This window comes from Natrinema thermotolerans, assembly GCF_031165565.1.
GTDB lineage: Archaea > Halobacteriota > Halobacteria > Halobacteriales > Natrialbaceae > Natrinema > Natrinema thermotolerans.
The window spans coordinates 1,772,285-1,795,462 of sequence record NZ_CP101873.1 but is presented as its reverse complement, the minus strand read 5'-3'; the positions used below and the strand labels follow the sequence as shown (position 1 = coordinate 1,795,462).

Sequence of the window (23,178 nt, the reverse complement as noted above, 5' to 3'; positions counted from 1 at the left end):
CGTAAAAACACTCTCGTCCCGTTCAGCGGCCCCGCTTGATCACGTCGTCCGGAGCGTATTCGTACTCGGTTCGTAGACCTCGCCTTTCTGTTTGAGCTTGTCGATCTCGTGTTCGGCCTTTGACTGGTCCATGCCGATCTCCTCGGCCCGCTCCATGACGATGTCGACCGGCGCGCCGTCGTCGTATTCCTCTTCGATGTCCCCGATGAGCTGTTTGAGGTTCTTGATCCGGTCGCGCTGGGACTTCGAGGTCCCGGCCTCGACGATGTCCGCGTCGAACTCGCCGGTCTCGGGATCGACGCCGACGTCTTGCAGACACGAGCGGACGATCTCGATGACTCGCTCGGCGTCCGCCTCTTCGACCGTATCCGAGAGCCGAACGCGGGCGCTGGCCTCCGAGAGCCGCACCAGCGCCTCGAGCTTGCGGGCCGTGACCGGCACCGCGGCGTCCTCGTCAGTCCCTTTCGAGCGCAGATCGACGTAGAAATCCCGGATCGCGTTGCGGGCCGCCTCGGTCATCCGCGGGTGGCAGTTCTGCTTGGCGTAGGCGATGTATTTCCGCAGGAGTTCGGCGTCGATCTCCGGATCGACCTGGTCGGTCATCTCGTCGATCTCTCCCTGACTGACCTCGAGACTGGACATCTCCTCGCGCTGGGTGGTCAACTCGCCGGCGTAGTTGGTGGTGATGATGTGTTCCGCGAGGTTGCGGTCTTTCTCCTCGTCGGGCGTGTCCGTCACGGTAAAGATCAGATCGAACCGCGAGATCAGGGCCGGCTCGAGGTCGATCTGCTCGCTGATCGGCTCGTACTGGTCGAATCGGCCGTACTTGGGGTTGGCCGCGCCAAGCAGCGAACAGCGAGATTTCAGCGTGGCGTTGATGCCGGCCTTCGAGACGGAGATCTTCTGTTGCTCTAAGGCCTCGTGCATGGCCGACCGGTCCTCCGGTCGCATCTTGTCGAGTTCGTCGATGGCCGCGATCCCCTGATCGGCGAGGACGAGCGCGCCGGCCTCGAGGCTCCACTGCTGGCCGTCGCCGAAGTCGTCGCGAACGGCCGCGGCGGTGAGACCCGCCGAACTGCTGCCCTTCCCGGAGGTGTAGACGGCCCGTGGCGCGATGTTCTCGATGTATGCCAGCATCTGGGAGTTATGCGAAACGATGCCGTTCGAAACGTAGTTGTGCGTCCCTCCGACCTCGAGGTCGTATACCCAGTCGTAATCGGGGTCGACTTCGTCGATGGATTCGATCCGTTCCCAGCAGATATCGCCTTCGGCGAACTGCTTGAGAGCAGTGACGTCCTTTGCGACCGCCCCTCCGTCAGTCAGAACTGCACCCGTGTTCGGATGCTCGCTTTTCGGCAACGCATCTTCGAAAGCCGAAACGATCTGGCGGAGACTGTCTCGACTCGGATTTCGCGACCCCCGTTCGTAATGCTGGTACGTCGATCGGGGCAACCCACATTCGGCCTGTGTGAGCGAGAGCGCTTCACGAATTCGTCGAAGCTCCGTTCCGAGATTCGGGATGATGTCGAGATTGGTGTTCCCGTCCGTGTCAGCGTACTGTCGCGCGGTCCGCTGTTTCCGCTGAGTTACGAACCCGATATTGGAAACGTATTTCTCGAATTCATCGCCGCTTATTCTGAGCCGGTAACTCCCGTTCTGTCGGTCGTGAAGCTGTGAACGAATCCCCAGTGAGAGAAGCAGTGTCCTCACGTTTTCGAGGAGTTCACGACTCGTCGAGGCAGCAGTTATCTCTCGCTGAGATTCCGAGACGTGCCCTTCTCCTTCGATGAACGCTTTGAGGAATTCGGATCTGATCGACTCGGTGGTCCGGAAAATCGGATCGGGAACGCATTGATTGTCCGAGGACTGTAGAAGCTGTTCTGCTAATGTGTCGAGGAAGCTTACGAATTCGCCCGCTGAACAGAGCAGTTCGCGTGCGTCCTTGGACTCATGCGGGTCCCGTTCAGTAACATTCAGCCCCAAGTCCGCTAGTGCATTCGCTGCGTCATCTAACACTTCTCTATCGTTGTTCGTAATCGAAACGAAGCCTGTCTGATCGTCTCGCTGCTCGACGTATCCTTCTGCAACGATGTATCCGATTAGACGTGCCAGTGATGGAGTCCATTTCTCGGGCAAATCAAGCTGAACCGCATTTCGGGACTTGGATCGTCGGAAATCAACCTCAAGGGTATCGTCGCTGTTCGTCTCGACACTTCGCGGGGTTGCGATAAACTGTCCCTCGTTGAGTTCATCAGCAACGATCGGCATGAACCGTCCGTCCTGTTGGACGAACAGGGGATGCGACGGTGTCACCTCGAGTTCCCGCCCGCCTGCAGTCCGGAGTCGATACATCCGGTCGGGAGCCTCTCGTTTCCAGACCTTTGTCGCACGCTGTGGATCGATCTCCCCGTTTTCTTGCAAGGAGGGGACGTCGATATCGATCTCGTCGTACCAGCCGTCGTCGATCGGTTTCGGATCGTCGAGGTTCGATTCGACGAGGTCGCGGATGGGCACGTCACGCCCGTCTGCGAGCGTGACCTTCGTATCGCCGCGGACGCACTTCCCCGTCCCGGGGTCCCCGATGAGAAGCATGTGCAGGTCGCCCCGGATCCGCGAGCCGTCGGGCAACTGCTTCGTGACGCCGGAGAACAGCTGGAGGATCATCGAGAGCTTCTCCTGGTCGTAGCCGTAGATCGAGGGGGCGATGGAGGCGACCATCTTCTCGTAGATGTCCTCGGAACTCGAGAGACGGACGATCTCCTCTTTGTCCTCGCCGGTGATGTCCATGTCCTCGAACTGCTCTTCGTCGATCTCGACGGACATGCCCTCCATGTAGAAGTCGAAGACCGGCGACGGATCCTGTTGGTCGCCCTGTTGCTCGAGGCGGAGAACGCCGGTCGCGGAGACGTGGTCGCCGGGGGTGACCTCGCCGGTGATGTCGTCCTCGATGTTGATATCCAGTGCTTGTGGCGTCTCCCCGCCGCGAAGCCCCTCGGGACTCTCCTGGACGCGGAGCTTCTGGGAGTCGACGAACTCGGACTGGTCGAAGTTCACGCGGAAGGGACCCTGCCGCTCACAGCCCTGACATTCGTGGGGTTCCTGGAAGTCGCCGCTGGACTGGGGGACGCGAGTGAGCGTCCCACAGAGCTGGCACTCGAAGGCGGCCTCTTCGATCTTCGGGCGGACGTCGGTGGCCTTGCGGACGATGCCGTGGACCTGCACGAGGGAGTTCATATCGCGGGCGCGGATCTCGCGGATCTCGGGCGACTCCGTCTCCGGGAGGTTCCGCACGCGGACGTGGGCCTGGCCGAGGCTCACGTCGATCGGGAGGTCGTACAGCCGCAGCGCCTCCTCGGCGTATCGTTGCAGCTGTTCGGGCTGGTTGATGAAGTCGTCGGCAAGATCGGGATCGAACCGGTAGAGGTCCTGCCAGTCGACGTGCAGCGACCGCTGCTCGTTGGGGTACTGCTGGGCAAGCTGCTTGATCTCGCTGTCGTAGTAGTTCCGGAAGAACTGCTCGAAAGAGTCGACGAGTTCGGAGTTTCCCGCTTGCGCCATTGCACACCGCTAGGGCCGCCATCGGGTATAAATGGTCGTATACCGGGGCGAAACTGGTTCCGGACAGTCACGTCGCCTGCCGCCGCTCAGTCGCCGGCTTTGGCCTCGCCGAGGCTGTCGGCGGCCACGCCGAGCGTCGCGATCGACCGGAACGCCTCCTCGACGGTCAGGTCGACCTCGTGGACCTTCTCGGCGGGCATGTGCATGACGTAGCCGTTCGTGGCGGGGTTGGTCGCGAGCGGGACCATCAGCGTCACCATCTCGTCCTCGCCCGCGCTGGCCTCGACCATGGTGGTGTCTCGGCCGTGAGAAAGCCGAGCATGTACGCACCCTCGTGGGGAAACTCGACGAGTTTCACGTCTTTGAACTGGTCGGACTCGTCCTCGACGAGCAGTTTGCTGGCGCGGCGAACGCTCTCGTAGACGGTGCTGACGCCGGGGATCGTCTCCATCGTCGCGTGGACCTGTTTGGAGAGGTAGGTTCCGGGAGTGTATTCGGCGACCAGTCCGACTAGCAGGAAGACCCCGATCACCGACGCGAGCGTCGCGACCAGCGGAATCGTGATGATGACCCCGCTGATGAACAACCGCTTGACGCTCGAGGCAGGATCGGCCATGCGTCCTGTCACTTGCGGTGACGCCGAAACCGTTGGGCTTGCGGGCGGATCAAGCACGGACCTGTTCCGGTCGGAGTGTGTCCCCCGCAGTCATGTGTTTGGCCGCTGAGGGCTCCGGTTCCGTGGGTCGGCGCTCGGCCGTGGCCGCCGGCTCGAACTGATCGTTCTCGCGGACGGTCCGCTTTGGTCCTCCTTCACATTTTGGAACGACAGTGATTGCGATGGAGGGCGTTGTTGTACTCGATGTCGACACACTCCGACCCGACGCGAGCCGCGGTCCGCTGTGAGGGCTGTGGCGTGATCCTCGTCGCGGAAATCACGGGCGACGACTCGATCCGTCCACTCGGCACCAGCGAGGACTGCGTCTGCGGCGACGGGAGTTTCGTTCGACTCGAGCGACCCGCGACGGTCGCGCACTGACCCGGTCTGTCGGTCGGTTCCGTCGCAGTCGGTCGCCGTCCCCTGTCCTCGAGCGTTAATTGGTCACAAACACCAGTGTCCGTGTTCCAGAAATCGAACAGTGTCGTACTGAGCTGATCTGTATGGACATTCGTTTCTCTTCCCCGCATAGACTACATCTATTGCGCTAGTGGGAACCTTTATTATTGAACGGGCGATACAGTGGTGTGAGGTGATGACAACGAACACAGACACGACCAATGCAGCACCGACCCGCCCACTGTGGCCATTGTGACCGCTTGTCCATACACCCCTCGTGGTTTGACACTGGACGCCGCTTGTTCCCGCCGTGGAACGTCGCCATCCACGGTCGTTTACCCCGTCTGCGTTTTCGTCTGTCCCATCGAAGCGCCCGCTATCGGTATCTCCTGTTCCCACCGTGATCGTCGGTCGCCGTCGCACTCGAGACCGCGAGACGGTCCCGTCTCGAGCGTTCGATCGCTACCGGCCGGCTCGAGCGACCCCGCCGTTCGGTATCGTGACCGCGATAGTAGCCACTGCAAGTCATTGCACACCCGACCGCACGACGGCTGTGTGATCGGTGTGTAACCGTAGAGTACGGCGATCTGCCCCACCTCTGGACAAGAGTGATTGGTTCCATCGGATGGGTACCAAACCGGGGCAGATCACGCGAATCTTGCAAGCGTTCCTACAAAACCTCTCTCATTTACTGTCGGTGAACGACTCGTCCCCGCGCTGGTACTGGTCTCCTGTCGATACGTGTCGGCGGTTCCGACTCGCGGACTCGTCCACACGGGCCCTCGCTTTTCGGCGCACTATCGTAGCCACTGCAAGTCATTGCACACCAGTTCGCACAGTCGTCGTGCGATCGGTGCGTAAATCGGTTCAGTCGTTACTATCGCTGGTCGATCTCCCACCGGCGGTGCCCGGTCGAAGAATCAGAACCCGAGCGACACCAACCCGTAGTAGTCGGTGACGACATCGACCGCTCCGGACGCTACCGCCAGGATCACGGCCGCACAAAGCAGGAGGAACAACACGACGAGAGAGACGATATACGTGAGGCTCTCGGAGTCCATACTACTCGATCAGCGACTCTCCGACAAAAACGTGGTGTTGATCCGTTTCCGGGATCGCCTTGGGGTCATCCGGCGCACCTGGGGCACAGCGGACGTAGATCGGGCCCTGTAATTTTTCGGCATTGTCGGCCTCGGAGACTCCCAACAAGGGCCTTTCGCACGAAGCGCGAACCGGTTCTGCCGGCGTTGCCGTCGCTATTGGTCGGATTCACAGACTCGTACACACGCCCCCCGAAATCCGCGTGCTTTCGACTCACTGAACGGCCCCGTTTCAGTCCAACAACGACGGGCCCTCGTGGTCCAGTCGTACAGAATATCGTCTCGAGTGATGGCTCGACTCGAGAGATGCACACGCGGTGTCGCGACTCGTGTGCATATTCGGGGATCGGATTCTGTCGACGTACATCTTCAGGGGGTGGAAGGAGAGAGTTCATCAAAACACTATGAGTGGTAATTAGACGAAACAAATTTCTGACTTTGATCTCATCTATTGATATGGACAGTTTTGCGAATAAAGTGGTGATAGGTGGTGTGATGCTACTGGGCTTCTTCATCGTACTCAATACTATTGATAGTGTTATCGCTGGAATCATATTTTCCATAGCACTAGGTGTTCTTAGTTGGATGTTAGGACCTACAGTAGGAAAGATCATACAAGAATATTTCTCAAGAAAAAAGGATAAGACCAGATGGTTTCGAGAAGAATTAGCTCGTCCACTTCTTGACGAAGTTTCCGAGGCAGCAAACGGTAACTTGCCTGGAAAGCCCGGAGAATACCAATCAAAATGGACAACAGAATTGGATGAAGCAACTCGACAACGGGATACTGAAATCAGGGATCTGTTTGAAGAGTATACAAATTATCTCAAACAGGCTAATACATGTGTTGACCAGCAGTACAGAATAGCGCCGACATTTATTAATGACCTCCCAGGCGGTCGCTTTGGCCCTCCGTCATATATTATAGGTGATGTTATGACGACTGGTAACCACAGGCATCAATCAGAGACACAAGCAGTAGCTACAGGACCGGCTATGGCACCAGAACCAGAGGGTGAAGAAGTGATATTCAAGGATTGGATCCAAGACATATGGCCTGCTTTTGAGGAAGCCGGATCAGCTACTGAATTCAAGTCAGAGTTGCAGTCACAATATCATAGTTTACCCTATGACAACGAAGTATTCAGCTACTGGGAAGTACAAGAAGGGGATCCTAACTGGGAAGATACTTTCTGGGATTACTATGAAAATGACGTGATCGAGGAGTACTATGGAGCAGCAATGGAGAGAGAGGAGTATGAAGAAAAGGCAATGAATCTTGCGGATACGATAGAAGAGATAATGCAAGCAGAGATCAGAAAACGATATGGGTAGTCCTAAGTAGTGCGTATCCAGCGACTAAAAAAGGGTCTATAGGCACAAGAGGTTTGCTGGTTGAGTTCATAACTAAGCTAGCAAGCGTTGAACACCAGCTACAGTGAGTCCAACTAAATCGAATGTTCAAGCAACATAGTAAAACTGACTCTGACTTCGAAATCCCAAAAGTGGTTGACCGAGTGACCACTGTAGCTACTGTAACAATTTCTTTGTCGGGGGAGTTAGCAACCGAGGATTTAATCAGAGATCTTCGGGAGAAGGTGGGAGAGTTTGATGAGAGAGTTCACTACGGGGGAAGATTATGGACAAAGATTGATTCTAAGAAGGTATCCTCAGTAATAACAGTGAACTCTATAGCCAGTCAATCTCCGCAAACGAACCCATCTACAGAAAATACGGATCGATCAGATAGAATCCGAATCAATTCAAAGACTACTGTATCACCTGAAAACATCATGGATGGTCTACATATTTCACTTCGTCGTACCAGAAATATCTCTGAAGATCTTAATTCCCCTTCTCGGAAAAAAGGGGCATACAGCTTCCTTGTGAAAGTCCATTCAAATATTGATGGTGAGCTGTCTTTCGGCCGCAATGGCCTAACAGACCGGTCTAAAACCGACAATGGCTATTTAGCAGAATCTTTCGAAAACAAGATCAAAGTTAAACAAATCCCAGAATCTGAGTCAGAAGTTGCTCTTGTAGATTTGAAAACGCTCGTTGAGGAAAAGCTCCAAGATTTAGATTAAGACATCGTAAATATAATCCTCCATCTCATCACGATCCCAGCTATTTGTCCAGAAAACTACCGAATTCTGGTTCGCAGATAGGCCAACAGAACCAGGATAGTTTTGAGATTCGTATTTTAGATAAGTCACGTTACCAGCGTTATCGAAGTCAGCAGCGTAGGAGGATTGATCGACATCGCCATAAATTATCCCAGTGTCGGTGTCATTATCGATCCCTTCCCACGAACCTTGTTCTTCTCGTTGAGCATCTTGTCCAGCAGCACTAGCGATCACTCCCTGAGTGATTGAGAAGGGCGTGTAATCACTTTCAGATATTTTTAGTAATTCGCGTATTTCAGATAGTTCTCTACCAGTATGTTTTGATCCGATAATGATGAAATGGTCGGGCGTGAACCGTACTGGTGTTTGCTTTACATCGATATACCATTGCGACATTCCTGGTCGGGCTCCGCGTTTGGCGGCGTAGTCATACCTAAGTGTACAAGAGAATCCTCGAGATGTATCGTCTATATTTAAAAGATCAGTTTCTAGCGTGTTCCCAGAGGAATTATGATTTCGGGTATTACTGTAGTTATTTTCTGCCCGAGATTTGACTGCGCTGAGATCAACGGAGGTTTCAATTTCGTACAGTAGACACGATGTTGGCATATGACCTACAACTGGACTTTAACTATTTATTAGTTATCACTCCATATTTACTTTGAGACTGTGAAGTCAATAACTTCATCTAATATATAGTTGACAAATTCCTTCGAGTCATAACTACTAGGCTGATAAACATCAATATATCCACTTTCAGTGAGGAATACCTTTACGCTTTCCGAATCAAATGAGTGTTCTATGCCGATTTGGTTCTTTTCAGTTTGGCCTAAAACACCTCCAACTTCTTGATCCTCGAGCAAGTCATGTCCATGAAGAACACCATTTTCGGCGTTTGCTCCTCTATCTTTGAATCCGAGCTTCCAGACAAGGGCATCATCATGGTCCAAAAGATAGCCATTCAGATCGATATTGGTTGGTGTAACTGAATGGTCGGTTTTTACATTTAGTAGTTGGAACAAGAAGGTGCCAGCGCTATTTTCGACAGCTATGAAAGAATCTGGAACGAAAAGGAATTCAGTATATTTTGTTTCTTTATTTACTGTAGTGCTTGACGAGACTGTTCCATCCGAACTGATCTCAGACACTTCCTGCTCAGATAACTCCTCTATCGCAGCACGTCCTTGATAAATTGGTTTACCGCTTTCAAGGGTCAGTTCACTCCGGATTTCGATACATCTCTCCGATTCGGCGAAAGGAGCGTCGTTATCGAGCGGAACTGAATCATGAAACTCTTCTAGAGACCTTGGACCATCAACAGTCGCGATAACTCCCGATTCCATACTCACTGCCAACGAGCCAACTGTTATAAATCTTAAACTCCACCTCTAACCCCAAATTTTTCGCGCACATCAAAAGGGTGTGTTTCCCCTGCTTCAACTGGAGATTTTCATCCGTCGGTAGGGGGGATGTGCTGTAATTTTTTGGCACTGTCGCCTTGGCGACACCCGCCAAGGGGGCTTTCGCGCGAAGCGCGAAACGACCCCGCCGGTGTTGCCGTGCGATCGCGGTGCCGACCCCGCCCTCGAGCCACTGGCTACAACCAGAGTTGCATACGAAACCGTGGTAGTCAACCTAACTTGCAGAAAAGAGGGGTTCAGAGAGTGTTGCCACTACTCAGACCGGTTCACCGATCCGCGACCGCGCCGACGAATCCGGTTTCAGTCCCGCCGCCCGGAGTCTTCCAGGTCAGCTCGGCGCCGCGAAGAATCGTCGGATCATTCCCCGACTTCGCCCACTTCTCGAGGCCCTCGCTGGCGATCGTTGCGACGGTCTCGACGCTATCGGCGTTCAATTGCGAGCGGATCGTCTCGTCCGCGTCCGGCGCGGGTTCCCGTTCTCGTCGCACTCGAGGCCATACGCTTCTCGCGTCTCATTTGGAACTCGAGTCACGCTCGAGAACCTGCGCTCCGCGCAGAACCTTAGAATCCGATCTTGTAGCCACCGCTTACCGATCGGTCACGATAACGGAGGGATCGCCCGGATTTGAACCACGCGAACGGCTCGCTATCGCTCGCCGTTCTCTCGTTCGAATCCGGGCTCGTTCCAATTGCTGCTGCTCGCGATTTGCTCGCAGCAGCAATATGGGATCGCCCGGCGTTGATACGGGCTAATTTTCGCGGTTGTGCGGCTCTCAGGTTGGTGATTTCGGTGGACATAGGTCTTATTCGATGTCGAGTTTATGTAGGTGCGGTCGTCGGCGCTGTTCCATCCGCTCTTGGCGAGATGCCTTGTCGTAGTACTCGTCGATCACGTCTTGTGAGGCGTTCACCCGGTTCTCGGTGACCTCCTTGGGAACGCCTCGATCACGGTGCCAGGTGATCGAGCCGGTACGAACGTGGTGGGGGGCTCGCGAAGACGGGCACTGACTGCTTTTCGAATGACACCGAAACTCACAGGCTGCTTTCTCGTAGCCGTGCGGGCACTCTTCGTGCAGACACGGGAACGTCGCCATGTACATCCAGATCCGCACGGTATTCGAACTCGGCCGACCCTGCATCGACGTGAACAGCGGTTGCCGTCCATTCTCGTCGTGCTTGTCCCAGCGGTCGCTCTGAATGTACTCGACGATCGTCTTGCTCACCTGCTCGCTGATCCCGACGATTCGCTCACCGTTGTTCTTGTTCTTCAGCGGTGTGTCCGTCTCTGGCCGGTGGACGAATTCGAGCGTCCGTTCTTCGCGGTCAAAATCACGGAGATCGAGGCTTCGGAGACCACCGAGTCGAGCACCCGTATGCCAAGCTGTTTCAAGAAGCGCATGACTCCGGGTTCCGCTCAACGTATCGTCGTTGCGATAGTTCTGGATTAGCGGGATCGCTCGATCGGCTGAGAGCTTCGTCTCGCGGGAGCGTTCCCCGCGTGGAATATCGGGCACGTTCACCCGCTCGCCGAGATCGTCGTCGACCGCCTCGATTCGTTCGAGGTATTCGACGAACGACTTCAGCGTCTCCATTTCGTTATGGATGGTCGTTGAAGCGATGTTCTGTCCAGCTCGGAAGGATTCGTACTGGTCAAGGAGCCAGCCGTCCAGCTCGGCGACCGTCTCGATTCCGTTGTCTTCACACCACTCGGTGAAGAGTTTCAGCCGGTAGTGGTACGTCGACGCTGTTTCCTCGGTCAGCTCCGTCCGTCGACTGTTAAGATATCGGTGCCAAGCTTCGCGTGGTGTGAGCTTCCGCGGGCCCGACATGCTTAATCGCACTGCTCCGTAGCACAATCTCTGCATGATGCAACTGGCCTTTCAGCATCAATTCCTTCAGCCTGACCGCCGCAGTAGCTACACTTCCCATTGAAGTTATTTGCGTTGCGCCTGTTTCTCTCACTGGGGCTTTGCCCCGTACTGGTTCCACTCATGGATTCCTGATGGAACCACCTCAGGCCAGCGCTGGGACGCTGGCCCTTCTTCACCACCCTACAAAATCATCATCGCCCTACTGGGTAGTTCCGCATTTCGTGAATGTAATCATCGGCACATAAGTGTTATCACTAGATCGTGATCACGAATTAGGGAACAAAAAGAGGAGATCACTTTTTAGCGTTCACTGGCAAGGATGTCTCAATGAGTGACGAAGATCCATTTGAAGACTCCGTACCCGACGACTGGACGGTTCTTGGTCCATTTCGAGTGCTGAAGGAACCTGACTGGATGACGGGAACTGATCTCCAAATAATAGACGCACTGGGTAGAGGCTTGACTCTATCACCGACTATTATCTCAGATAACACCGACAAATCTCGTGAAGCCATCTCTCGCCGATTAAGCACTCTTCAAGCAGCTGGCTATGTAGAAAAAACTGGTCGAGGACGGTATGAGATCACAGAAAAGGGTATGGAGTTCCTTGAGGGCAGAGTATTACCTAACGATGATGATTGGGCTATCAATCCAGACGACGATCGAGCGAACGAAGAGAATGGGGAATGATTTTTGACAGTTCAGTAGGAGTTCCATGTATGGCTAAATACAGAGTATATTGCGAAGATTGTGGGCTTGATAAAACATATGACGACGAAGAGCCGCCACAAAGGGATATCAACTATTACGGAGATAAAGAGAGTGCAAAGAGAAACTGGTCAGCTAAGGCCGCAGCAAAAGGGAAACGAGATAATCACAAGTCATCGGAATTCCGTGATTACGAAGAAGGCACTCGCCACCGAGTGCACATGGAAAAAGTATAAATTGAGGAAATCTCCCTATCTTTGATTCTATTAAACTAAGTTCTGTCCATGTTCAATACCAGTCATGCATAGTGACATTGGGCGAACCTTCGATGTGATTTATAACAGCGGTTTCATTGTGCCTGTTATCGAGGAAGAATCATTTGGCACGGAGCCAACGGACCCTCAATATCCACGAGACCATCCGCTTGTATCTCCATCTAAGCCTCCTGCAGAGGCATTTCAGGACCTTGAACATTTGCGTGTGGTTGGCGCATTAACGTTAGAAGAAATATATGATGAGGAGATGTACGTACTCACTGAGAAGGGATTTGAAATCGCTCATGATAGGGAGATAAACAACAGAAAAATTGAGCTAGAAAAAAGGAAAGCGAAGCGGCAAAGAGAACTCAGTAAGGGTGTTGGGTTGGTATCCTTTGCATTAGTCTATGTAAGCACGATATCTTTGCTCTATCAAGATATGCAAAGATGGGCAGCGGACTGGCAAATATTGTTTATCCTTTCAACTACTTTCGGTATTGTGGTTGTATCGTATGTTTATCTCATAAAACAGTTCAATCAGGCAGATAACGCTGGCTGGGAGAACATATAGGAATATAGTGGTAAATTTTCCATGAGTCTATGTTTAACAGGTAGTTGTCACTAACGCTGCCAAATCCAACGGAACGACTCATTCCACTATTTGTGGAATAGGCCGTTTGCGGTGTTCAGTAGCTATCTAATCTCTGATTTTCAGATCTTGGTTGCGGTGGTGTATTGGGTTGTGAATTAGGTGGATCAAGGTGCCGGGCATCATCGATCGTCGCGAAGACTACACTTGAGCGAGCAACATCGTAGCGGTCTTCACCTTCTTCATCAACGCGCCCGATAGAGTCAATCGACCAGCCGGGATTGACGACCTCAAACGGGAGTACGTCACTCTCTGGATTCGCATGCTTGTCTGGTTTGAATTCCGGATTCGATAGCATGATCGTCTCTTGGTCGTCGCAATCGTCGCGTTCTCGCCTAATCAGTTCGTTCGCACCCGCACTGAATCGGACGAGTTGAGTACCGGTTGCCCAGACTGCCGCACGGAATTGCAGCTCGTCAAGACCACGGTCAAACAGCGGCTCCCCGTAGGCACCGATATATTCGCCGATGTAGCTCCCAACGTTCCCAACCACGTTGCCACGGTTGGTGTCGATATCAACTGGGTCGAGGCTCGGATCAACGGACCGAATCGAGACCGGGCGGTCTGAATCCTCGGAAGCGTGGTAGTTATGGGCGTCTCGATGAGCAATCTCGCACTGGCGGAGATGTGCGTCAATCACCGGATGGAAATCCGATTCGGTGACTGTGCCATCGACAAATACCGCACAGTGGACGTGTCCGTACCCGGATTTGTGTTTCTCCACGACGAGACCATATTCCCACTCCATTCCGCTGAGCGCGTCACGGAGCGCGTGATAGACGCCACGACCTCGGTTCGGTCGCCACGAATCCACGACGTCGCGCAGATGATCGGCCGGGCAGCGCCAGCCGCCGTTGGCGTTCCTCGTCGAGCCGGTGAACGTCAGCATGGCGATATGGAGATCGTCGTACTCGCGGATCATCTGGCGTTCGAGGGCCTTCAACCGGGCGTAGTACTTGTTCCCGTAGCGAGGCTGATGCGAGTTCGGCATCTGCGCGCGCACCTCGTTGCCGTCGGGATCGGTGAAGACGAGGTGTGCGTGCCGATACCCGTTGTACCAGTCGAGAAACTCGTTCAGCACGCTACTCCACGTCTTCGCCCGACGGCCGCCGTCGTGGCGCTCGGTCGTGCATTCCTCGCGGAGTTTCTGGTCGTCTCGGACGGAGATCGGCCGCGCAGCGCGGGCCGATCGAGACTCGATGAACTCGTCTACGATGTTGTTCTTCTGCCGCCACCAGTAGGCGTGCCACGAATCGGGAACGCCGTTTTCAGCGCCGCTATCGCCGGTTGTACAGTTAGTCTTGGAAGGCCGAGAAGCGGCGGATGCCAAATCCGCGTTACCGATAGCAGATGATGAATCGGTGTTTCGGCTCATCGATGATCCCCCGACTCAGCCGTCTCGATTGCGCTACGAACTTCCTCATCTGTGGCCTCAGTCGGTGACCGTAATGGTGAGAGGAGAATCAACCGCTGTACCCACACAGTCATCTGATAGCCACCGTCAGAAACCGCTGTAACTGAATCCCTCGCGCTCCCTCCCTCGCCGGAACGAGGCCGGTCGCTCGCTTCGCTGCGCTCCCTGCATTCCGGGCTTCCGCTCGCGTCCACGGCGCCGACGGACGCAGTTGCGTCGGCGCCGTTCCCGCTGCGCGTTCCGGGCATCTGCCCATCCGGCACTCGGTCGCGCTCGGTCATGCCACTCTCACCGCTTAGGGAACCGGACCGCCAGTGGGAGAGATCAGCCAGCCGGTCGCGGTCGTCCTCGAGGGCGATCGACAGCAAACGCAGCTCGGGATGGAGCCGCTCGGTGATCTCTTCCTGGAGCGCGTCGCGGTCGCGATCGTCGACGCAGTCAGAACAGAGTCTGAGCCAAGTGGTCAGTTCGTCGGCACGGTTAATGCATTGCTGCCGACAGCCCCCCATTCGGCATCGGTAGCTTACAAAGCGCGCCCAGTGAGTATTTTTGCAGACCGCGCGGGACCCGTTAGAGGGCCCCGCGGCGGTCTGCTCTACCCCGGTAGGTTGGGGGGCAGGAGAGTCGGGATCGGCACTCATGCTGACACCCTCTCGATGACAGCCGCTTTACGATCAAACACCAGACGACCGCAATCTGTGCAGTAGAACGACGGAGAACAGGTTTCCCCACCACTGTCTTTCTGCGTGCGGTTGGCGTCAGGGTGACCACAATCACTTGAATAGCTGCTGAAAGCTGGATCCTCACGCCGCTCGGCCGGCGACATTCCGGCGAAGCGGCTCATGCGCTACCACCTCTAAGCAGCACGTAGGGGTCCCTATGAGCAGACTTGGTTGCTGTGTCGAACCGGGTATTACGGGAAAACCCTCCGTAATACTTATTCTCGCTATGGGATCGCCCGGATTTGAACCGGGGTCACGGGCACCCAAGGCCCGAAGTATACCAAGCTAACCCACGATCCCGTACCATCCGCTACCGTCCCAACGCCATAAAGCGTTTCGTTACGGTCCGAACGGTTTTGGGGGCTGCCGTGATACCGCCGCTATGACCGGCCTCGAGATTCTGGTGTTGGTGGCAGTCCTTGCACTCGTTCTCGTTGCGGCCCAACTCGTCAGAGCGGCCAGCCCCTTCATCGTCAACGCGATCGTCGGCCTCGTCGTCTTGTACCTCGCCCAGGCGGTCTTCGGCCTCGCGATCGCGATCACGCCGGTCGTCATCGCCATCGTCGCCCTCGGCGGTCTTCCCGGCTCGATCGTCGTGATCGTCCTGTCGGTCCTCGAGATCGCGTTCGTCTGACTATCGGCTGAGGGTTCGCGCGATCTCCTCGTCGGTGGCCTCCGAGTCCGCCGTGGGCTCGAGGTCGTCGCTTGCCTCGTCCTCCCACTCTGCGAGGAGGTCGGCGACTTCCTCGTCGGTCGCTTCCGGGAGCGACTCGTCGGTATCGTCGGCGACGACCTCGTCGAAGATCGTTCCGAACGTCGAGACGACCCGGTCCTCGTGACGGGTGGGATCGAAGTGAAAGTGGGCGTAGGCGTCGACGTTCGCCAGCCGGTTCGTGAGGACGTGTGCGAACTGGAAGACCGCCTCGGGCGAGGTATGCCGGAGGAGTGCGTCCAGCGAGTCGAAACAGACGGCGATGTCCTCGTCGGCCGCGGACCAGTGCTTGCAGAACCGACTGATGGCGACGCCGATCTCGGAGAGATCGGTCGGATCGGTGACCGAGTCGGTGACGACTGTCTCGCCGAAGTTGGGGGACGACTCGGTCCCCGAATCGGCCAGCACGTCCCCGATGGTGAGCAGGCCTCGCTTGCCATCGACGTCGTCCGCGGCCGGTGGCTCCGGTGTCTCGTCCCCGAAGGTCACTATGAGTCGTGCCGTCTCCGCACCCTCGTGACACAGTTGTTCGCAGGCGTCGGGCTCGTCGCAGTCGGGATGGACGAGCAGGAGGTTCGCCGGCGGCTCGATCGCGGCTGGCGTAAGCGGATCCATGATAAGGCCGGGGAGATCCCCGCGTTGGCCTTCGATTGCGCGCTCTCGTTCTTTATGGTTCCGGCCGGATCGAGACCGCGGGCACGGCTGCCGTCACCGATCGTCGACGGTCACAGCTCCGCGTCGCGTAACTCGATGTCGGCGACGAGTTCGTAGGGGTGGGCGTCCTTCCGGATGCCGTCGAGCAGGGTAAACGCTTGGCCGGGCGCGAGGAAGTGTTCGGTGACGACCTGTCCCAGCGGCGTGGGCTCGAAGCCGTCGATGAAGTCGTACTCGAGCAGTTTTCCGATGGCGTGTTTCGTAGGGACTTCGCCGAGCATGCGGTCGTTCAGGGCCTTCGCGGCCTTGCCGCCGACCGCGACGTTCGCGAGGGTCTCTTCGACGGCGGCGGCCTCGTCGTAGTGGGTCATCACGGACTCCATCTCCCCTTTGAGGAGTTTGAACGCGACCTCGTCCTCGGTCATCTCCATCGAGTTGTGGTAGGCGGTGTCGGGTTCGACCAGCACGTACACTTTCCCCTCGTCGTGGTAGTCCGGCCGTCCGGCTCGTCCGAGCATCTGGTGGAACTCCTGGACGGAGAGCCACTCGATGCCCATCGCCAGCGAGTCGAAGACCACCTGCGAGGCGGGAAAGTCGACACCGGCTGCGAGCGCGGCGGTCGTGACGACCGCCGACAGCTCCTGCTCGCCGAACTTGCGCTCGACTTCCTTGCGGCGTTTGTAGTCCAAGCCGGCGTGGTAGGGCGCGGCCGAGTAATCGAGTTTGCGCGAGATTTCGTGACAGCGCCGCCGGGAGTTGGTGAAGATGATCGTCTGCCCCCGGTACCCCTTCGACGATTCCGTATCGAATTCGCGTTTGACGAGCTTGTTCTCGACCCGAACCTTCTCCTGGCCGTCCGCGAAGGTGACGTGGCGTTCGATTGGGACCGGCCGCTCTTCGAACTCGATGAGTGTCGACTCGAGTACCTCGGCGAGGTGTTCGGGGTTGCCGACCGTCGCCGAGAGGTAGACCCACTGCGCGCCGCCGTAGTCGTCGCGGCGCTTCGCGCGCTGCTCGCAGGTGTACTTGAGTCGGGAGATCAGCCCGTCCAGCCGGTGGCCCCGGTCGTCCTCTTTCAGGGTGTGGACCTCGTCGATGACGACGGTTCCGATGTCGCCCATCTCCTTGCCCGTCCGCAGAGCGTGGTCGATCCCCTCGTAGGTGCCGACGATGACGTCGGCCTCGGGATCGAACCGTTCGCCCTCGTCGGCGATCCGGCTCGCGCCCACGCGAATGGAGACGTCGACGAGGTGGCCGTACTCGTCCTGGAAGTCCTCGTACTTCTGGTTTGCCAGCGCCACGAGGGGCACGAGAAAGAGCATCGTCCCCTTATCGTTCAACACGCGGTTGATGCCGGCCAGTTCGCCGACCAGGGTCTTCCCGGTCGCCGTCGCGGAGACGACGAGCTGGTCGTCGCCCTCAAAGAGACCGTGTTCGACCGAGAGGCTCTGGACCGGTAGCAAGGTATCGAACCGGTCCTCGAGTAAGTTCTGCAGGCCTGGATGCAGGTTCAGCGAGTCGGTCCGGACGGGGTCGACCTCGTCGGTCGTCGCCGAGATGGTATCGAACTTCGTCAGATCGGGATCGAGCCGCCCCTTGAGGAGGTTGACGATCCGTTCTAGGTCCTGGACCTCCATCATGAGGTCCTCGAGGCGTTCCTTTGCGGCACCCGAGACCGCGCCACCGCCGGAAAAGGACAGTTGGCGCTCGAGTTCCTGCCGAGCGCAGTCGCGACAGATCCAGTCGTCGTCGTCCTTGACGGCGGTGTCGGTCGTGATCGGCGAGTACCGCCCCGCGCCGGCACAGTACCGACAGGTCCGGACGGTCTTGGTCTTGTCCTCGAGCTGGTAGCCCGCGAGCATCTCCCGTAGGTCCTGTCGGCCCGCGGCGGAGGTCTGTTCGGAGATACGGATCCGCTTGGCTCGGCGGGCCAGTTCGACGAACTCGTCGGGCTGGCGGGGCTCCTCGCTCGAGCCCTGTTTCAGCCGGAACTTCGCGGGGCGTGGCCCGGCCGAAGTCTCCGAGAGTCCGAGTTTTGCGCGGAATAGCCGTTTGCCGTCACGTTCGACGACGACGAGGTAGTCGTCGCCCGTCTCGTGACAGAAGATCGTTTCGACCTGCTGGACCTGCTTCGACACGGAACGGAGTAGGCCGTGACGGTATTTCAGCGATTCGGACTGCGGCGACGGCGATGGCGTCCATATCCGTCGGGACCGATCTATAGCCGTATATATAATTCTTAGCGAGGTACATATCGGGGGCGTCGGAATCCGACGCTGTATGGGGATACTTTCGTGGGAGACCGTGCCGGGAGTCCGCCGCAGCTACGCGCTCCGGTTCTTCGCCGCGCTCGTCGCCATCCTCGTGGTGATCGGGGCGTTCGGGGGCAGTATCTACGCACACACCGGGACCGAACTCGAGTCCGAGGTCGAATCGCAGCTGGTCGGCGACGCGAAACAGGACGCCGATCGGCTCGACATCTGGTTCCGGTCGACCGAACGGCAGCTGGAGTCGCTGCCCAGATCGGCGGCGTTTCGCGGCGACGACCGGGTCGCGATTGCCGATTCGCTCAACCGCCTGACCGACCGGACCGCCGTCGAAGGGGCCTACTACGTCGGGTCGGACGGCACCGTTCACGTCGACGCCGGGACGGACGCGGTCGTCGACGACGACCGGACCGTCAGTCCGGCGGTCGCCGACCGGCTCTCGAACGCGGCGGCGGACGGGTCGCAGGTCGTCTTTTCCGAGGCGTTCGAGACGGGCGACGGGCGACCGGCGATGCTCGCGATCAGTCAGGTCCCGGGCGAGTCCGACCGGGCCCTCGTGGCGCTCGTCGACCTCGAGTCGCTGTCCCGGTACATGGTCGGGGGCGACGACACGAACGAGGTCGTCGTCACCGACGCGAGCGGGACGGTCGTCCTCGCCGAGGACCGCTCGCTGTTGCTCGGAAACGATACGGTCGCGCCGACGGGTGACGGTGACGACGCCGGAACCACGTCGATCGAGGGCGAGGACGACGAGACGCTCGTTGGATACGCGGACCTCGGGAACGCGGACTGGACGCTGACGACCCGCGTGCCGGCCTCGCAGGCCTACTCGCTGCAGTCGGACATCTCGAACTGGATCCTCGCGATGCTCGCGGTCACCTTCGGGGGGATACTCGTCCTCGGCGCGACCGTCGGCCGGTCGACGGCCCGATCGCTCCGGTCGCTGTCCGACCGCGCGGCCGCGATCGAGGACGGCGATCTCGCGGAGCCAGTCGAGTCGGACCGGAGCGACGAACTCGGGGAGCTGCACCGCTCGCTCGATCGAATGCGCCGATCGCTGCGCGATCGCCTCGAGGAGACCGAGGCCGCCCGGACAGAGGCCGAACGGGCCCGTTCGGAGTCCGAGGCGTTCTCCCGGCACCTCGAGCGGACGGCCGACGAGTACGGCGCGACGATGCAGGCCTGTGCCGAGGGCGATCTCACGCGGCGGCTCGAGCCCGATACCGAGAGCGAGGCGATGGCGACGGTCGCCCGCGAGTTCAACGCGATGATGGACGACATCGAGGCGACGGTCGCCGCTGCACGGGCCTTCGCCGACGCGGTCGACGACGCGGCCGCGTCGACGGCCGACGGCGTCGTCGAGGTGCAGTCGGCCTCTCAGCAGGTGACGACGTCGGTCCAGGAGATCGCCGACGGGGCCGAGCGCCAGAGCGACCGGCTCGCGTCGATCAGCACCGAGATCGACGAGCTGTCGACGACGACCGAGGAGATCGCGGCGACCTCCTCGCAGGTCGCCACCCTCGCGGAACGGACCGCGACCACGAGTACCGACGCCCGCCGGGCCGCTCGCCGCGCCATCGAGGGGATGAACGCCATCGAGGACGAGGCCGACGCGGCCGTCACCGAGGTCGACCGCCTCGAAGCGGAGATCGAGGCGATCGACGACCTCCTCGAGTTCATCGGCGGGGTCACCCAGGAGACGAACCTGCTGGCACTCAACGCGAGCATCGAGGCCGCCCGCTCGAGTTCCGACGACGCGGAGTTCACGGCCGTCGCCGATCAGGTCAAGTCACTCGCTGCGGACACCCAGGAAGCCGCCGAAGACGTCGAGGAGCGCCTCGAGCGGGTCAGCCGCCGGACCGAAGCGGTCGCGGCCGTCGTCCGCGAGACCGACGACCGGATCGCCGACCACCGGGAAGCGGTCGAGACCACGGTCGGAGCGCTCGAGGAGATCTCGGACTACGCCGCGGAGACCAACGACGGCGTCCAGGAGATCTCGGCGGCGACCCAGCAACAGGCCGGGGCGACCCAGGGGCTCGTCTCGATGACCGACGACGTGACGGCGATCAGCGAGGAGACCAGCGCGGAAGCGGAGACGGTCGCGGCGGCCGCGGAGGAACAGACGTCGTCGCTCGCCGCGGTGTCCCGGACCGCGACGTCGCTGTCGGACCGTGCGCGGGAACTCTCGGACGCGCTGTCGACCTTCGAGGTCGACGCCGAGCCGGCGGACATCGTTTCGAGCGGGACCGAGGGCGAACCGCCGGCGGTCGACGATTACGCGGCCGACCCGGACGCCGACGAGCGCGGGGTCGCGGACGAATCGTCGGCCGAGCGGCCGTTCGACTGGCTCGAGGCGCAGTAGACTAGAAGTCGCCGTTGACGATGTCGCTGACTTCCTGCGGGTCGTACAGTTGCTCGTCGACGCCGTAGAGCTGCTCGGCCAACCGCTGCGTGGCGACGAGGTTGATGATCGGGCCCTGATAGAACGGGACGGTCTTGTATACGTTGTCGTTCTGGACGGCCGTCAGTTTCTGCCCGGCGTCGTGGCTCTGTATCGGTTCGATGTAGTTTTGCTGGAACTCCTCCTCGCTGAGGTATTGCTCGGTACGAAGCAGGATGTACTCCGGATCGACTTCGAGGAGCGTCTCGTAGTCGATCGATCCGCGGGTGCTGTGGAAGTTCTGGACGTCGGAGTTCGCGAGCGCGTCCTCGACTCCGAGGTCCCGTAGGTGTTTGTAACTCGTCGACTCGTCGATGGTGTAGGGGAGGAACGAGTCGTCCGCTATCTGCGGGTACAGGACTGCAGCCTCAGGTCGATCGCTCGAGGGAACGACGTTCTCGAGTTCCGACTGGAACTCGTCGTGTAGCGTCTCGAACTCGTCGTAGCGTTCCTGTTCCTGGAAGACTTCGGCGAGTTTCTCGAAGGCCTCGTACATCGTGAGGTAGTCGTAGTCCTCATGCCACGAGTAGCCCCGAGAGGTGATACTGTTCCCGAAGAACGGCGTCCCCGTCGATTCGATCCGCTCGATGGCGTCGCCGCTCCAGTCGGCCCGTCCCGTGAGGAAGTTCGGATCCATGACGAGGGCATCCACGTCCTCGGCAAGGTCCATGAACTTCTCGGGGCCGAACTCGTCGTCCCACAGTGTTTCGATATCGTCCGGGTCGACGCTCACGTCGGGAATGTCGTCGTAATACCCCGTATGTAATCGCCCTGCGATATAGAGTCCCACCGGCGGCTCCTGACCCAGTGCGACCCCCATGTCGGCCCAATCCGCGGTGCCGGCGGCCCACGTCTCGGGGACCGACTCGAACTCGACGTCGCCGACCGGCGGCATCGAGACCGTGTACGGATCGACATCGCCCTCGTCGTCCGATCCGTCACCGCTGATACAGCCGGCCAACGCGCTCACGCCCGCGATGGTCCCGCTCGTTCGAAGCACGTTGCGCCGCGTCCACGTCGGTTCGTCACTCATAACTTTTAGGCTGGCCTAAAACAATAAAAGTGTTCCGAACCCGACGCTGTCTCGCTCCCGCCGAGCATCACTCGCCGGTGACGATATCGCCGACGGCCTGCCGGTCGAACAGCTCCTCGCCGCCGAACTCGTCGGGATAAATCCCCTGTGCCGCCCGCTCGAGTTGGAACAGGTGGATAATCGGTCCCTGATAGGTCATGCCACCGTAGACGACGCGGTCGTTCCGGACCGCACGGAGTTCACTCGCGACATCGTGATCGCGCATGAACGAGACGATCCCCCGTTCGAAATCCGACTCGGTGGTTTCCCCTTGCTGTCTGATCGCGATGACGTCGGGATCGATCTCGAGCAACGTCTCGTAGTCGATGGTGCCACTCGCCGCCTGCGCGTCGCCGACGCCGTTCGCGGCGAGCGCGCCGTCGACCTGCAGATCGGCCCAGTGTTTGGACTGGGTATCGTCCTCGATGTGGTACGGGTAGAACGCGTCCGGCTCGGCCGAGGCGGGGACGAGGACCGCAACCTCGGGCCGCTCGTCGGGGAGTCGGGACTGCACGTCGGCCAGCACGTCATCGTGGAGCCGTTCGAACGCCTCGTAGCGTTCTCGCTCCTGAAAAACCTCCGCTACCTTCTCGAAGGCCTCGTAGAGGGTGTAGCGAGGGTAGTCGTGCCACTCGTAACTGGCCGAGAAGACGGTGTTGCCGACGAACGGCGCGACGTTGTCGGCGATTTCGTCGACCGCTTCCCGGCTCCAGCCAAGCCGGTTGATCATGAAGTTCGGATCGATGAGGTGGACGTCGGCCTCGAGTTCGTAGAACACCTCCTGCCCGGTCCCGTCGTCCCAGAGTTCGGTCAGGTCGTCCGGTTCGACCGAGACGCCCGGTAGTTCGTCGTAGTAGTGGGTTCCGTACCGGCTCTGCAAGCCGATTCCGACCAGCCCGTCGGCCCGTCCGAGCGCAACGCCCATGTCCGCGTAATCCCCTGTATAGGGGAGCCACGTCTCGGGCACGGAGTCGAACTCGACGGTACCGACGGGCTCCATCGTGACGGAGTACTCGCTCTCGCCGTCTCCCGTCCCCTGCGAGCCGAGACAGCCAGCGGTCATACCGAGCCCGGTGATCGCTGCTCCCGTTTTCATCAGGCGTCGTCTCGTCCGTTTCGATTCGGTGGCCATTGATGTTTAGGCTGGCCTAAA

The 23,178-nt window shown here is 58.6% G+C and carries 19 protein-coding genes, 1 tRNA gene and 1 pseudogene; 8 read left to right on the top strand and 13 right to left on the bottom strand.

The annotated features are described in order from the left end of the window. Positions 1 to 39 precede the first annotated feature (39 nt). Positions 40 to 3,558, bottom strand: a complete 3,519-nt coding sequence (locus NP511_RS09270; protein WP_049965420.1) for an LAGLIDADG family homing endonuclease — start codon at positions 3,556 to 3,558, stop codon at positions 40 to 42. A gap of 86 nt (positions 3,559 to 3,644) precedes the next feature. Then, positions 3,645 to 4,174, bottom strand: a pseudogene (locus tag NP511_RS09265) (DUF502 domain-containing protein). 243 nt (positions 4,175 to 4,417) lie between these two features. On the opposite strand from NP511_RS09265, the gene NP511_RS09260 reads away from it, so the two are divergent. Beyond that, the gene (locus NP511_RS09260; protein WP_006182904.1) at positions 4,418 to 4,594 is read left to right on the top strand and encodes a hypothetical protein; all 177 of its coding nucleotides are present in this window, start codon (positions 4,418 to 4,420) and stop codon (positions 4,592 to 4,594) included. Positions 4,595 to 5,532: 938 nt separating this feature from the next. On the opposite strand, the gene NP511_RS09255 is transcribed toward NP511_RS09260, so the two are convergent. After that, on the bottom strand, positions 5,533 to 5,673 hold the full coding sequence (locus tag NP511_RS09255; RefSeq protein WP_158413754.1) for a hypothetical protein: 141 nt from the start codon (positions 5,671 to 5,673) through the stop codon (positions 5,533 to 5,535). A gap of 495 nt (positions 5,674 to 6,168) precedes the next feature. Here NP511_RS09255 and NP511_RS09250 point away from each other — a divergent pair, with 495 nt between their 5' ends. Together NP511_RS09250 and NP511_RS09245 are read left to right on the top strand one after the other, a co-directional pair. Next, positions 6,169 to 7,047: a hypothetical protein gene (locus NP511_RS09250; protein WP_136396876.1), complete on the top strand. Its 879-nt coding sequence runs from the start codon at positions 6,169 to 6,171 to the stop codon at positions 7,045 to 7,047. 122 nt (positions 7,048 to 7,169) lie between these two features. Then, a complete protein-coding gene (locus NP511_RS09245) occupies positions 7,170 to 7,799 on the top strand; it encodes a hypothetical protein (RefSeq protein WP_136396875.1) in 630 nt (209 codons plus the stop codon). Here the strand turns inward: NP511_RS09245 and NP511_RS09240 are convergent. The 4 genes from NP511_RS09240 to NP511_RS09225 all read right to left on the bottom strand — a co-directional run bounded on the left by NP511_RS09240 (position 7,791) and on the right by NP511_RS09225 (position 11,088). Then, complete coding sequence (locus tag NP511_RS09240) at positions 7,791 to 8,447, bottom strand: hypothetical protein (protein WP_136396874.1); 657 nt, start codon at positions 8,445 to 8,447, stop codon at positions 7,791 to 7,793. The two genes, NP511_RS09245 and NP511_RS09240, sit on opposite strands and share 9 nt — an antisense overlap. 47 nt (positions 8,448 to 8,494) lie before the next feature. Further along, positions 8,495 to 9,181 carry a hypothetical protein gene (locus NP511_RS09235; RefSeq protein WP_136396873.1) on the bottom strand — a complete coding sequence of 229 codons (687 nt, stop codon included), beginning with the start codon at positions 9,179 to 9,181 and terminating at the stop codon, positions 8,495 to 8,497. 344 nt (positions 9,182 to 9,525) lie between these two features. Beyond that, a complete protein-coding gene (locus tag NP511_RS09230) occupies positions 9,526 to 9,747 on the bottom strand; it encodes a hypothetical protein (RefSeq protein ID WP_049965422.1) in 222 nt (73 codons plus the stop codon). A 315-nt stretch (positions 9,748 to 10,062) separates the two neighbouring features. Beyond that, entirely contained in the window at positions 10,063 to 11,088 is a 1,026-nt protein-coding gene (locus tag NP511_RS09225) for a tyrosine-type recombinase/integrase (RefSeq protein WP_049965423.1), read from the bottom strand. Between the two features lie 369 nt (positions 11,089 to 11,457). Between NP511_RS09225 and NP511_RS09220 the strand changes: the two genes are divergently transcribed. The 3 genes from NP511_RS09220 (at position 11,458) to NP511_RS09210 (ending at position 12,666) form a co-directional block, all read left to right on the top strand. Further along, positions 11,458 to 11,820 (top strand): winged-helix domain-containing protein, encoded by a 363-nt coding sequence (locus tag NP511_RS09220; RefSeq protein WP_211249107.1) that lies wholly within the window; start codon positions 11,458 to 11,460, stop codon positions 11,818 to 11,820. Between the two features lie 29 nt (positions 11,821 to 11,849). After that, positions 11,850 to 12,074 (top strand): hypothetical protein, encoded by a 225-nt coding sequence (locus NP511_RS09215; RefSeq protein WP_136396872.1) that lies wholly within the window; start codon positions 11,850 to 11,852, stop codon positions 12,072 to 12,074. A gap of 64 nt (positions 12,075 to 12,138) precedes the next feature. After that, a complete protein-coding gene (locus NP511_RS09210) occupies positions 12,139 to 12,666 on the top strand; it encodes a hypothetical protein (protein WP_136396871.1) in 528 nt (175 codons plus the stop codon). Between the two features lie 115 nt (positions 12,667 to 12,781). Here NP511_RS09210 and NP511_RS09205 read toward each other — a convergent pair whose 3' ends face one another. Continuing rightward, positions 12,782 to 14,119 carry a replication protein gene (locus tag NP511_RS09205; RefSeq protein ID WP_233274330.1) on the bottom strand — a complete coding sequence of 446 codons (1,338 nt, stop codon included), beginning with the start codon at positions 14,117 to 14,119 and terminating at the stop codon, positions 12,782 to 12,784. Between the two features lie 988 nt (positions 14,120 to 15,107). Next, a tRNA-Pro gene (locus NP511_RS09200) sits at positions 15,108 to 15,180 on the bottom strand. 82 nt (positions 15,181 to 15,262) lie between these two features. Here NP511_RS09200 and NP511_RS09195 point away from each other — a divergent pair. Further along, a complete protein-coding gene (locus NP511_RS09195) occupies positions 15,263 to 15,514 on the top strand; it encodes a pro-sigmaK processing inhibitor BofA family protein (RefSeq protein WP_006182897.1) in 252 nt (83 codons plus the stop codon). Here the strand turns inward: NP511_RS09195 and NP511_RS09190 are convergent, their stop codons facing one another. Together NP511_RS09190 and NP511_RS09185 are read right to left on the bottom strand one after the other, a co-directional pair. Beyond that, complete coding sequence (locus NP511_RS09190) at positions 15,515 to 16,207, bottom strand: DUF7504 family protein (RefSeq protein ID WP_049965426.1); 693 nt, start codon at positions 16,205 to 16,207, stop codon at positions 15,515 to 15,517. A gap of 110 nt (positions 16,208 to 16,317) precedes the next feature. Beyond that, a complete protein-coding gene (locus tag NP511_RS09185) occupies positions 16,318 to 18,384 on the bottom strand; it encodes a DEAD/DEAH box helicase (protein ID WP_049965427.1) in 2,067 nt (688 codons plus the stop codon). A 142-nt stretch (positions 18,385 to 18,526) separates the two neighbouring features. Here NP511_RS09185 and NP511_RS09180 point away from each other — a divergent pair, with 142 nt between their 5' ends. Further along, the gene (locus NP511_RS09180; RefSeq protein ID WP_049965428.1) at positions 18,527 to 20,875 is read left to right on the top strand and encodes a methyl-accepting chemotaxis protein; all 2,349 of its coding nucleotides are present in this window, start codon (positions 18,527 to 18,529) and stop codon (positions 20,873 to 20,875) included. Position 20,876: 1 nt separating this feature from the next. Here the strand turns inward: NP511_RS09180 and NP511_RS09175 are convergent, their stop codons facing one another. Both NP511_RS09175 and NP511_RS09170 read right to left on the bottom strand, forming a co-directional pair. Further along, on the bottom strand, positions 20,877 to 21,986 hold the full coding sequence (locus NP511_RS09175; RefSeq protein WP_049965429.1) for an ABC transporter substrate-binding protein: 1,110 nt from the start codon (positions 21,984 to 21,986) through the stop codon (positions 20,877 to 20,879). Positions 21,987 to 22,053: 67 nt separating this feature from the next. Beyond that, complete coding sequence (locus tag NP511_RS09170; protein ID WP_049905741.1) at positions 22,054 to 23,157, bottom strand: ABC transporter substrate-binding protein; 1,104 nt, start codon at positions 23,155 to 23,157, stop codon at positions 22,054 to 22,056. Positions 23,158 to 23,178 lie beyond the last annotated feature (21 nt).